At 68.2% G+C, this 11,964-nt stretch carries 11 protein-coding genes and 1 pseudogene; 11 read left to right on the top strand and 1 reads right to left on the bottom strand.

Translation table 11 applies throughout. From position 1 onward, the window contains the following. Positions 1-3 precede the first annotated feature (3 nt). From ACSVDO_RS23650 to ACSVDO_RS23610, 9 genes and pseudogenes are all read left to right on the top strand, one after another. Positions 4-1,623: a PepSY-associated TM helix domain-containing protein gene (locus tag ACSVDO_RS23650; RefSeq protein WP_489596727.1), complete on the top strand. Its 1,620-nt coding sequence runs from the start codon at positions 4-6 to the stop codon at positions 1,621-1,623. After that, positions 1,620-1,910, top strand: a complete 291-nt coding sequence (locus ACSVDO_RS23645) for a DUF3649 domain-containing protein (RefSeq protein ID WP_489596726.1) — start codon at positions 1,620-1,622, stop codon at positions 1,908-1,910. The genes ACSVDO_RS23650 and ACSVDO_RS23645 overlap by 4 nt, the downstream gene beginning before the upstream one ends. Before the next feature lie 127 nt (positions 1,911-2,037). Further along, complete coding sequence (locus ACSVDO_RS23640) at positions 2,038-3,045, top strand: Bug family tripartite tricarboxylate transporter substrate binding protein (RefSeq protein ID WP_489596724.1); 1,008 nt, start codon at positions 2,038-2,040, stop codon at positions 3,043-3,045. A 21-nt stretch (positions 3,046-3,066) separates the two neighbouring features. Next, positions 3,067-4,383 (top strand): sulfatase family protein, encoded by a 1,317-nt coding sequence (locus ACSVDO_RS23635; protein WP_489596723.1) that lies wholly within the window; start codon positions 3,067-3,069, stop codon positions 4,381-4,383. Between the two features lie 12 nt (positions 4,384-4,395). After that, a pseudogene (locus ACSVDO_RS23630) lies at positions 4,396-4,506 on the top strand (DUF1697 domain-containing protein); the annotation flags it as partial. A 27-nt stretch (positions 4,507-4,533) separates the two neighbouring features. Next, positions 4,534-4,899 carry an SH3 domain-containing protein gene (locus ACSVDO_RS23625; protein ID WP_489596721.1) on the top strand — a complete coding sequence of 122 codons (366 nt, stop codon included), beginning with the start codon at positions 4,534-4,536 and terminating at the stop codon, positions 4,897-4,899. Between the two features lie 139 nt (positions 4,900-5,038). Then, positions 5,039-5,809, top strand: a complete 771-nt coding sequence (locus ACSVDO_RS23620; protein WP_489596719.1) for an ABC transporter ATP-binding protein — start codon at positions 5,039-5,041, stop codon at positions 5,807-5,809. After that, complete coding sequence (locus ACSVDO_RS23615) at positions 5,806-7,236, top strand: ABC transporter permease (RefSeq protein ID WP_489596717.1); 1,431 nt, start codon at positions 5,806-5,808, stop codon at positions 7,234-7,236. The genes ACSVDO_RS23620 and ACSVDO_RS23615 overlap by 4 nt, the downstream gene beginning before the upstream one ends. Next, positions 7,233-8,591, top strand: coding sequence for a DUF3526 domain-containing protein (locus ACSVDO_RS23610; protein WP_489596716.1), 1,359 nt, complete (start codon positions 7,233-7,235; stop codon positions 8,589-8,591). Before ACSVDO_RS23615 ends, ACSVDO_RS23610 begins: the two co-directional genes overlap by 4 nt. A gap of 119 nt (positions 8,592-8,710) precedes the next feature. On the opposite strand, the gene ACSVDO_RS23605 is transcribed toward ACSVDO_RS23610, so the two are convergent. After that, on the bottom strand, positions 8,711-9,868 hold the full coding sequence (locus tag ACSVDO_RS23605) for a citrate synthase family protein (protein ID WP_489596715.1): 1,158 nt from the start codon (positions 9,866-9,868) through the stop codon (positions 8,711-8,713). Between the two features lie 109 nt (positions 9,869-9,977). On the opposite strand from ACSVDO_RS23605, the gene ACSVDO_RS23600 reads away from it, so the two are divergent. Together ACSVDO_RS23600 and ACSVDO_RS23595 are read left to right on the top strand one after the other, a co-directional pair. Further along, positions 9,978-10,931: a 2-hydroxyacid dehydrogenase gene (locus ACSVDO_RS23600; RefSeq protein ID WP_489596714.1), complete on the top strand. Its 954-nt coding sequence runs from the start codon at positions 9,978-9,980 to the stop codon at positions 10,929-10,931. 47 nt (positions 10,932-10,978) lie between these two features. Beyond that, positions 10,979-11,962 (top strand): Bug family tripartite tricarboxylate transporter substrate binding protein, encoded by a 984-nt coding sequence (locus ACSVDO_RS23595; RefSeq protein WP_489596712.1) that lies wholly within the window; start codon positions 10,979-10,981, stop codon positions 11,960-11,962. Positions 11,963-11,964: the final 2 nt, after the last annotated feature.

Below are 11,964 nucleotides of genomic sequence, written 5' to 3'. Positions count from 1 at the left end.
GCCGTGAAGGAGCATTTCCGCCAGAGCATGGCCTGGCTGCATACCTGGGCCAGCCTGGTCTCGGGCTGGCTGGTGTTTTTCATCTTTGCGTGTGGCACGGCAACGGTTTTCCACCTTGAGATCACGCGCTGGATGCAGCCTGAGCGCGCACTTGCCATTCCAGTGGCGGCAGCACCGCGCGCGCTGATGATTGAACACGCGCTGAGCTACCTGGAGCAGCATGCGGCAGGCGCCAAGCGCTGGGACATCTTCCTGACGCACGAAAAGCACCGGCACAAGCAGGAAATGCGGCCCTATCTGGCCGTGGGCTGGCAAAGCAGCATGACAGGTCAGATCGATCTGCACCCGATCAGCGGCGCGGTCGTCGCGCCCGCTGACGTCAGGTCTACCCACGGGGGCAAGGCGTTCATGGCCTTGCACAGCGAGCTGCATTACATGAGTCCGGCGCTGGGCATACGCATTGCCGCAGCCGCAGCGCTGCTGGCCTTGCTCGGAATTGTCACGGGCGTGATCGTGCACCGCCGGATCTTCCAGGACTTCTTCCTCTTTCGTCCCGGCCGCGGCCAGCGCTCGTGGCTGGATGCGCACAACGTGATGGGTGTCATGGGGCTGCCGTTCTTCGTGATGATCATCTATAGCGGGCTGGTGTACTACAACAGCGAGACCTTGCCCCTGCCCATCGCCGCCATCTACGGCACCGCTCAGGGGGCGCATGAGCAATACCACGGCGAGCTGCCCAACGAGCCCGAATCCTCGGGCGGCGCGTCGCGCCCCCAGGCATCGGTGGCACGGATGCTCGAGCACGCCGAGCAGGCGCTGGGCCAGGGCGAAGTCGCGCGCATTGTCATCACCCGGCCCGAGCACGGGCCCTTGCAGGTCGACCTGAGCCGGCCCTACGGCAGCGAACTGCCGCGTTACGAATCGCCATCGAACACCTTGCGATTCGACGGCATGACCGGGGCGCCCATGGCCTTCCCGGAGTATGGTCCTGGCATCCGCTATCGCTGGCTCCTGCTGAGCCTGCATGACGCCTGGTTCGCCGATGCCTGGCTGCTGTGGATCTATCTGGTGCTGGGCCTGGTTGGCTGCGCGATGACAGGCTCCGGTCTGGCGCTGTGGGTGATCAAGCGCAGGCAAAGGCATGGCAGCCATGCGTCGGCCCATGCCGACATCACGCTGGTCGCGCGGCTGAACGTGGCGGTGATTGCCGGCCTGCCCGCTGCAATGGCGGCATTTTTCTGGGCCAATCGACTGTTGCCGCTGAATATCGCGCAGCGCGCGCAATGGGAGATGCATGCGCTGTTCGCAACCTGGCTCTGGCTCGCAATCTACTGCGTCTGGCGTCCCGAAAAACGGGCCTGGGTCGAGGTCTTGGCCCTGGGGGCGCTGGCCTTCGGCCTGCTGCCGCTGCTCAATGCGTTGACCACGGATCGCCATCTGGGAGTCACGTTGCCCGCGGGCGACTGGGGGCTGGCGGGGGTAGACATCGGCATGGCGCTGGTGGGACTGCTGCTGGGGGTGCTTGCATGGCGGCTGCATCGCCGCTGGGGCTGCGCATCTGCGCTCTACGCCGAGCAAGCGCGTGACTTCACGGGCGGCATTGCGGGGCAGGTCACGAAATGACGCCGGGCTCCCCGCACTATCGCTGCAGCGTGGCCGCGCGCGTACTGGCCGCGGCGCTGGGCGGCTATCTGCTGACCTCGGCCCTGGCGACCCTGCTGGCCTTGTTGTTGCCCTTCGAGCGCGCGCAGGCCGTGATGGCGGGCTCGGACATCGGCGTACTTTTTTACCTGCCGGCACTGCTGTGGGCGTTTCATGCGCGCAGCGCCGTGCGCGCCTGGGCCGGGCTGCTGCTGTCGAGCGCTGCGGTGGCCGCCGCCTGCTGGTGGCTGGCCGCGGCGGCGGCGTGATTTTCGTGCCCCTACCCGGGTTAGTATCCTGGCTGGCCGATGGGAGCCCTTGACGCTGCTCCCGCCACAACACCGACAAAACGCAGCAAACGCCGCTGGTGCGCTGCTGCAAAAAAGGAGACGCCGCATGGCTGACCACATTACGCATTCACGCCGCCGCTTCATGCGCGGCGCGGCCGGCGCACTGGCCCTCACGGGCCTGATCGCCGCTCTGCCAACCATGGCCCAGGCCCAGCCCGCGCCGCAGCTCGATGGCCCGCTGCGCATCCTGGTGGGCTATGCGCCGGGCGGCGCCACCGACCGCGTGGCGCGCATTGTCGGCGACAAGCTGGCCGCGCGCCTGGGCGTGCCGGTGATTGTCGAGAACAAATCGGGCGCGGGCGGACGTCTCGCGGCGCAGCAGGCCAAGGCCACGCCTGCAAACCAGAACGTGCTGATGCTCGCCAACCCCGCGGTGATGGTGGTCGCGCCCCTGGTCTTCAAGGACAACGGCTACGACGTGGAGCGCGATTTCGTTCCCGTCTCCCATGTCAACAGCTACGACTTCGCGCTGGCGGTATCGCCCTCGATGCCGACGCGCGACCTCACCCAGTTGCTTGCCTGGATGCGCGCCAATCCGAAACAGGCGAACTTCGGCGTGCCGGCCACGGGCAGCCTGCCGCACTTCTTTGCGCTGATGGCCGGCGAGAAAGCCGGCGTGCCCACCCAGGTGGTGGGCTACCGCGGCTCGGCGCCGCTGCTCAACGACCTGCTGGGCAACCAGGTGCCGGCCGCGGTCGACACGCTGGACACGGTGCTGGCCCAGCATGAAGCCGGCAAGCTGCGCATCCTGGCGATCTCGGGCGCCCAGCGCTCGGTGTTCGCGCCGGGCATTCCCACCTTCAAGGAAGCCGGACTCGATCTGGCCGCCACGGGCTGGAACACTTTCTTCGCACCGGCGAGCATGCCCAAGGAAAAAGTGGCCCGCCTGGCCAGCGCCATCCATGCGGTGATGCAGGAGCCGGAGACCACAGCCCGCTTCAAGGACGCGATGATGGTTCCCGTCGTCAGCACCCAGGCGCAGACCGCGAGCATGCTCAAGGCCTACCAGGCGCAATGGGCGCCGGTGGTGCAGCAGTCGGGCTACCAGCCCTGATGTGAGGCGCAAGAGACAGACATGACAAGACCCAACATCATCTTCATCGTTGCCGACGACCTCGGCTACGCCGACCTGGGCTGCTACGGCGGCCGGGATGCGGAATTCGGCCCGGTGTCGCCGGTGCTCGACCGGCTCGCGGCCCAAGGCCTCAAGCTGACCCAGGGCTATTCGAACTCGCCCGTGTGTTCGCCCACGCGCTTCGCGCTGATCACCGGCCGCTACCAGTACCGGCTGCGCGGCGCGGCCGAGGAGCCGATTCGCAGCGACAGCCGCGGCAGCAGCACGCTGGGCATGCCGCCCGAGCACCCCACCCTGCCTTCGCTGCTGCAGGGCAGCGGCTACCGCACGGCGCTGATAGGCAAGTGGCACCTGGGCTATCCGCCGCATTTCGGCCCGCTGCGCTCGGGCTACGAGGAGTTCTTCGGCCAGCTGTCGGGCGGCATCGACTACTTCACGCATTGCGATTCGCGCGGCAGCCATGACCTGTGGACCGGCGAGCAGAGCACGCAGACCGAAGGCTATCTCACCGACCTGCTCTCGGAGCGCGCCGTCGACTACGTGGCGCGCATGGCGCAGCAGAGCGCCCCGTTCTTCCTGAGCCTGCATTACACCGCACCGCACTGGCCCTGGGAAACCCGCGACGACGCGGGCCGCGCGCCCACCGTGAAGGACAACCTGTTCGATCTCGCGGGTGGCAACATCCACACCTACCGCCGCATGATCCACCACATGGATGAAGGCATAGGCCGCGTGATGGCGGCGCTGGAACAGCACGGCCTGGCCGAGAACACGCTGGTGATCTTCACCAGCGACAACGGCGGCGAACGTTTCTCCGACAGCTGGCCTCTGGTGGGCGGCAAGATGGACCTGACCGAAGGCGGCATACGCGTTCCGTGGATTGCCCACTGGCCGGCCGTGATCGCGCCGGGCAGCGAGAGCCGTCAGCTGTGCATGACCATGGACTGGTCGGCTACCGTTCTCGACGCCGCGGGCGTGGCGGCTGCGCCGGGCTATGCGCTTGACGGCGTCTCGCTGCTGCCCGTGCTGCGCGACGCCAGCCACAGCTTCGCGCGCCCGCTGCACTGGCGCATGAACCACCGCGGACAGCAGGCGCTGCGCGACGGCGACTGGAAATACCTGCGTGTCGACGGCAACGAGTATCTGTTCAACATTCCCGCCGACGAACGCGAGCGCGCCAACCAGGCCGGCCGCGAGCCCGAGCGGCTGGAGCGGATGCGCAGCGCCTGGCAGACCTGGAACGCGACCATGCCGGCAATTGCGGCCGACGCGACCATCAGCGTCGGCTACTCGACCAAGGACATGCCGCAGCGCTGAACGCAAGCACGCCATGGCGCCGGCATGGCGTGCTCCAAGCTCAGGATTTCCGCGGCCGCGCTGGGCACGGCCAGGAATCTCAACACTGTCGCGAAATTGTCCCAGATGGCAAACGCCACATGACATGGCGCAGCGCAGCGGACATAGAACATGCAAGCCAAGAACTATCGAGCCATCCGGGACCACCGCAGCGAATACCCCGAGCCCATCACATTCTCCAAAGGCAGCATGCTGGCCGTCGGTGAGAAATATGCCGGGCCCGAGGGCTGGGACGACTGGTATTTCTGTGAAATTGTCGGCCAGGTGGGCGGCTGGGTGCCGGTGCAGCTGCTGGACTTCGTCGACGACCAGACCGCGCAGGCACGCGAAAACTACACGGCCAGAGAGCTGGACGTGCGCGCCGGCGACATGCTGGTCGGCGGCAGAACGCTCAATGGCTGGGCCTGGTGCGAGAACCCGCTGACGTCGCTGTCCGGCTGGGTTCCGCTGTCCCATCTGCAGCCCGCAGAGCACTGAGGCAGGCGCGCCCGGGCTTGGGCCTGACATGGCCCTGGGAGCGAATATCCATGATCCGGTCGCCGGACACGGACTTGGGCTGAAAATGCCGCTTGGATGTTACGATATAACATTCAAAAGCAAATTCACAGCACAGTTCATGACGATAGACATTCGCGAAGCTTCCCGCGCCTGGACGCTCGAAGCCCTGGGCGTCGTTGCCGGCTACGGCGGCAGGACCATACTGCACCAGCTCGATCTGCGCATACGCGCGGGCGAGATCTATGCGCTGCTGGGCGCCAACGGCGCGGGCAAGACCACGGCGCTGAGCCTGTTCCTGGGCTTTGTCGCGCCCACGGCAGGCCAGGTGCGCGTGCACGGCGTCGATCCCGTGGCGCAGCCGGGCGAAGCCCGCCGCCACCTTGCCTATATTCCCGAGAATGTCGCGCTCTACGAGCACCTGACGGCGCGCGAGAACGTCGCTTACCTGCTTGATCTCGCCGGGCAGAACGCCGGGGCGGACGCCATCGCGCGCGCGCTGGCCGCCGCGGGCCTGCAGGCCCAGGCCTTCGATCGCCGCGTGGGCGGCTTCTCCAAGGGCATGCGCCAGAAAGTGGCGATTGCACTGGCGCTCGCGCGCCAGGTGCCGGCACTGCTGCTTGACGAGCCCACCTCGGGTCTGGACCCGCAGGCCGCGGCCGAGTTCAGCCGCCTGCTGCAACTGCTGCGCGCCCAGGGCGTGGCGATTCTGATGGTCACGCACGACCTGCTGGGCGCCGCCGATGTCGCCGACCGCATTGGCTTTCTCGATGGCGGGCGCCTGGTCGAGGAAGTCGCGGCCGCCGGCGAGGAGCGCTTTGATGTGCGCGCGCTGCACCGGCGCTACGCCGGCCAGGCCGGCCAGTCCGGCGCAGCGGAGCGCAGCGCATGAGCACCGTCCGCCGCATTGCGCGCGAGGAATGGCGCGCGCTGTTTCGCGACCGCGTGGCGCTGTTCGGACTGTTGCTGGTGAGCGTGCTGATGCTGGTTGCCACGCTGACCGCGCATGAGCACCAGCACCACGCCAATGCCGAACGCGCGCGCTACCAGGCCCAGGCCAACGAACAGTTCGCGCAGCAGCCCGACCGCCACCCGCACCGCGTGGTGCATTACGGGCATTTCCTGTTTCGCCCGCTCAATCCGCTGGCGGCCTTCGATCCCGGCATCGACGCCTATACCGGCAACACCTTGTTCCTCGAGGGCCACCGGCAAAACAGCGCCAACTTCGGCGATGTGCGCCAGTCGTCGCTGCTGATGCGCTTTGGCCAGCTGACGCCGGCCTTCGTGCTGCAGGTGCTGGCGCCGCTGCTGCTGGTCTTTGTCGGGCATGCGGGCGTGGCGCGCGAACGCGAGTCGGGCACCTTGCGCCTGCTGCTGGCCCAGGGCGTGGCCGGCGCGCAGATCGTGGGCGGCAAGCTGCTGGCGCTGTCGGGCTTCACCGGACTGGTGCTGGCGCCCGCGCTGCTGGCACTTGCCTGGTTCGCGGCCAGCGGCCAGGCGCCCTGGTCGTTGGCGCTGCTGCTGGCCGCCGGCTATGCGGCCTGGCTGCTGCTGTGGTCGTTGGCCGTGGTCTGGATCTCCACGCTGTGCGCGCGCGGGCGCGACGCGCTGCTGGTATTGCTGGCTGCCTGGGCGGTGCTGGTCATACTGCTGCCGCGCTGGGTGCCCGATCTGGCAAACACCGCCATTGCCTTGCCCACGCGCTTCGAGACCCAGATCAACGTCGAGCGCGACTACCAGGCGCTGGGCGATGCGCACAATCCCGAAGACCCGAAGTTCGCCGAGTTCCGCGATGCATTGCTCAGCAAGCATCGCGTGACGCGCATCGAAGACCTTCCGGTCAACTTCAAGGGCGCAGTGAGCATGGAAGGCGAACGCCAGTCGAGCGAACTGTTCAACCGCTATGCGGCCGCGGCCTTCGATCGCCAGCGCCAGCAGAACGCGCTGGTCGACGGCTTTTCCTGGCTGGCGCCCACACTGGCGCTGCGCCGGCTGTCGATGGCGGCCTCGGGCACGGACCTGCTGAGCTTCCAGCGCTTCATCGAGCAGGGCGAGCAATACCGCTATGACCTGGTGCAGGGCCTCAACCGGCTGCACGCCGAGGCGCTGAGCTACGCCGATGAAACCAACCCCGCCAGAAGCAAACGCATTTCGCATACGCATTGGCAGAAATTCCCGGCCTTTGACTACCAGGCCGAACCCCTGGCCTTGAGACTGGGCCGTGCCGCACCTGCGGCCCTGGTCCTGCTGCTGTGGCTGGCCGCGCTGGCCGGCCTGGCCTGGCGCGCGGGCCGCCGTCTTGAAAGGAATGTGCGATGAACTGGCTGATCCATGAACTGCGCCTGATCGCGCGCTCGCGGCTGTCGCTCGCTACCCTGGCGCTGCTGCTGGCACTGTCGGCGCTGGCCGTCTGGTCGGGCCTGCACGAAAGCGCGCGCCAGCGGCAGACGATTGCGCGGCTCGCGCCGCTGCAGGCGCAGGATGCGGCCGCGGTGACCGCGCGCTATGCCGACAGCCCGGACGCGGGCAACCCGGCCTACTACGCCTTTCACAGCACCTGGGATCCACCCTCGGCCACCGCCTTTCTGGCCATGGGCCTGCGCGATGTCGCGCCCCAGGCGCTGCGCGTGCGCGCCCTGGGCCTGCAGGCCCAGCTGTACGAAGGCGAGACCTTCAACCCCGAGCTGGCCCTGCCCGGGCGCTTTGACTTTGCCTTTGTGCTGATCTATCTCGCCCCGCTGTTCGTCATTGCCTTGCTGCACGACCTGGTGTCGGGCGAGCGCCAGTCGGGCCGGCTGCGCCTGCTGCTGTCGCTGCCCGAAGGCGGGCGGCTGTGGCGGCGGCGCGCGCTGCTGCGCTATGCGCTGCTGTTGGCGGCCCTGGCGCTGCCGGTGCTCGCCGGCCTGGTGCTTTCTGGCGCCACGCCGCTGTCGGCTGGCGTGGTGCTGGCCGTGATTGCCAGCTATCTGGCGTTCTGGGCAGGCCTGTCGCTCGGGGTCGCGCGCCGCGGCTGGCGCTCGGTGGCCAACGCCACGGCGCTGATGGGCGCCTGGGTGCTGCTGACGCTGGTGCTGCCCGCGCTGGCCAACGTGGCGCTGACGCGTGCCCTGCCCGTGCACCAGGGAGTGGACCTGATGCTGGCCCAGCGCCAGGCCGTGCATGGCGCCTGGGAAGTGCCGCGCGAACAGACCATGCAGCGCTTCCTGGCCGGCCATCCGCAGTTCAAGAACACCGCGCCCCTGCCCGCGGGCTTCCACTGGAAGTGGTACTTTGCCTTTCACCAGCTGGGCGACGACAGCGTGGCGCAACCGGTCGCCGAGTACCGCGCCGGCCTGCTCGCACGCCAGGCATGGACCCATCGCCTGGGCTGGCTGCTGCCCGGCGTGGGCGCGCAAACGGTGCTGCACCGCGCGGCCGACACCGACCTGCAGGCCCAGTTGGCCTACCAGGATCGCACCGCGGCATTCCATGCCGAAGTGCGCCACTTCTTCTACCCGTATCTGTTCAATGAGCGCCGGTTCGGTGCCGCGGACTTCGCCCGGCTGCCGCGCTTTAGCGCGCCGGCGCATGCCCCGGTATCGTGGGGCGCGCAGCTGTGGGTGCTGCTGGCGCTGGGCGGGGCCATCGCGGCCTGGGGCCTGTGGGGAATGGGAAGGCTGAAGGTGAACGACTAGGTGCTGGCGCCAGCGCTTGCAAACGCCCTGCGGCAGGCCCAGGGCAAACGCGGTGCGGGATTTCCAGGCAAGCCCATTGCAGCTGGAGTACCACCGCGCACGAAACCTGCGCGACCTCCTTACCCCAGCTCCGCCGCCACCCCCACATAGCGCCCGCGCGGGCGTATCACCTGCGACACCTCGAGTTGTTCGAGGCTGTGCGCCAGCAGGCCTATGCTGCGCGCCGTGGCAAACAGGCTGAAGGCCGCGTCATGCGGCAGCCGGTGGCGCGCCATCAGCGCGGCCAGGGCGACATCGATATTGGGCTGCAGGCCGGTGAGCTCGGTGGCCTTTTCAATGAAACGCGCAATCACTTCCGGCGGTTCGGTCAGCGCCAGCAGCGCCGCGGCGCGCGGATCGCCGTCGGGGTAGATGTGATGGCCGAAGCCCGCGAGCGGCAGGCCCGTGGACAGATGGTGTTCGAGCACCTGGTCCGCGCCCACGCGCTCGACTTCGCTGAACAGCGCCTGCACCCGGCCCGAGGCATCGCCGTGCAAGGGGCCCGACAGCGTGGTCAATCCGGCCAGCAGGCAGGCAGGCAGCGAAGCCCCGGTCGAGGCCGTGATGCGCGCGACAAAGGCGGAACTCGTGAGTTCATGATCGACCAGCAGCACCATGGCCGTGCGCAGCAGATCGGCCACCTTGGCCGATTGCTTCCAGCCTTTGGCAAAGCGCTGGTGCAGAGGCAGGCTGCCGGGCGCGGCGCCAAAGGCGTCGGCCAGCTGGCCGACCAGGCTTTGGCCTTCGATGTGCAGCACGCGCGTGCGCCGCCCGCGCGTCGAATGCCCGGTGGCCGACAGCGCCGCCAGCGCGGTGAACGCCGCGACCCGCCCGGGAGGGGCCGCATGCCCGTGCGCGGGTGGTGCGCAGCAGGAGAAGTCGACGGCCTGCTCGGCGCCCCACAGCAGCCGCGCCGCCTCTTCGAGCGTCGCCGTACGCGCCAGCGCGATCACATCCTGTCCCCGGTAATAAGGCCGGCCGCGAACGAATGCTGTCAGTCCCGTGGGAATGCTGGGCTCGGCACCGAACAGCGTGTTCGCGGCCAGGGTCTCGTGCTTGCGGCCGGCCTCCTTGCGCTTGGCGAGACCGGCGACATCCTCGGCGCGGTACAGGCTCTTGCGCGTATCGGCCGGATCGGCCATGACCTCGATCTTGCCGCGGCTCACATAGGCATACACGGTCTGCGCGCGCACGCCAAGCAGCGCGCAGGCCTCGTTCATCGAAATCCAGGAAGCCATGGGAAAACACCTATCCTTTATATATGTTGATTTTATACATCAATATTGACCAGCTTATCAAGTGAAAACTAGGATGCAGACATTCCTGCAAAAAACCTGGTTTCCGCCCATGAAAGCCCACATCCTTCAGCTCAACCCCATCCTGATTCCGGCGATCAACGAACAGCTCGCGACGCTCTATACCGTGCACCGGTTCTACGAGCTGGCCGACCAGAAAGCCTGGCTGGCCGAACATGGGGCGTCGATCTCCGCCGTGATCACGGGCGGCCATACCGGCATTTCGCAGTCGCTGCTCGAACAATTGCCCGGCCTCAAGGTGGTCGCCGTCAACGGCGTGGGCACCGATGCCGTCGATCTCGCCTACTGTCGCAGCCGCGGTCTGCCCGTCACGGCCACGCTGGGCGCGCTGACCGAAGACGTCGCCGACCTGGCCATGGGCCTGCTGATCGCGGCCTGCCGCAATCTGTGCGCGGGCGACCGCTTCGTGCGCGAAGGCCAGTGGGAGCTCCACCCCCAGCCCAGCGCGATTCCGCTGGCGCGCCGCTTCAGCGGCATGCGCCTGGGCATCGTGGGCATGGGCCGCGTGGGCCGCGCGGTCGCCCAGCGCGCCGCGGCGTTTGATTGCCGCATCCGCTATACCGACCTGCGCCCCATGGACGACGTCGCCCACGCTTTTGTGCCCGATCTGATCGATCTGGCGCGCGCAAGCGATGCGCTGGTGCTGTGCGCTGCTGCAGACAAGGCCGAAGGCATAGTCGACGCGGCCGTGCTCGACGCGCTGGGTCCGCGCGGCTTTCTGGTCAATGTCGCGCGCGGCCGGCTGGTCAACGAGGCCGATCTGACCGCGGCGCTGGTCGCCGGGCGCATTGCGGGCGCGGGCCTCGATGTGTTTGTCGACGAGCCGCGCGTGCCGCTGGCGCTGCGCCAGTCGGACGCGGTGACGCTGCAGGCGCACCGCGCCAGCGCGACCTGGGAGACGCGCACGGCAATGGGCGAAATGGTGCTGGCCGGCATTGCCCAGGCGCTGGCGGGCCAGCGCCCCAGCATGAGCCTCACGACCTAGGCGTGCCACGCCATCCCTTTCAAAGAACAAACAGGAGACCAACCACCATGACCCGCACCACCCGCCGATTCGCCTTCACCCTGGCCCTGGCACTGGGCGCCAGCGCCGCCGCGCCCATGGCCCTGGCCCAGTCCTATCCTTCGCGCCCCGTGACCCTGGTCGTGCCCTTCCCGCCCGGCGGCGGCACCGACACCGGCGGGCGCGTGATCGCCGAACAGCTGAGCCGGCGCTGGGGCCAGACCGTGATCGTAGAGAACAAGGGCGGCGCGGCCGGCCAGATCGGCGCCGATCTGGTGGCCAAGGCCAAGCCCGATGGCTATACCTTGCTGCTGGGCAATATCGGCACGCAGGCGATCAACCCTTCGCTGTACGCCAAGCTGCCCTATGACCCGGACAAGGCGTTTGCGCCGGTGTCGCTGGTCGCCGAGCTGCCGCTGGTGATGATGGTCAACCCGGCTGTCGCCGCGCAGACGCCAGCCGAGTTCATCGCGCTGGCCAAGGCGCAGGCCGGCAAGCTGTCGTACAGCAGTTCGGGCGCGGGCGGCGCGCCGCACCTGGTGGCCGAGATGTTCAAGGACCAGACGCGCAGCTTCATCGTGCATGTGCCCTACCGCGGCGGCGGCCCGGCGATTGCCGATCTGCTCGCCGGCCATGTCGATCTGTCGTTCATGACCGCGCTCGAGGCCTCGGGCCACATCAAGGCCGGCAAGCTGCGCGCGCTGGCGGTGACCAGCGACAAGCGCCTGCCCGCGTTGCCCGACGTGCCCACGCTGGCCGAAGGCGCGCTGCCCGGCTTCAACGCGATTTCATGGATAGGTCTGCTCGCGCCCGCGGGCACGCCGCAGGACACGGTCGACAAGATCTCGGCCGACCTGCGCGCCGTGCTCGCCGACGAAGCCGTCAAGGCCCGCTTTGCGGCGCTGGGCGGCGTGGCGCGCGCCAACTCGCCGAAAGACTTCGGCAAGCTGATCGCCGCCGACCGGACGCGCTACGCCGAGATCATCCGCAGCCGCAAGATCACCACCCAATGAAC

The sequence above is a fragment of the Comamonas sp. DB36 genome (genome assembly GCF_057914905.1).
This window is presented reverse-complemented; position numbering and strand designations above follow the sequence as displayed.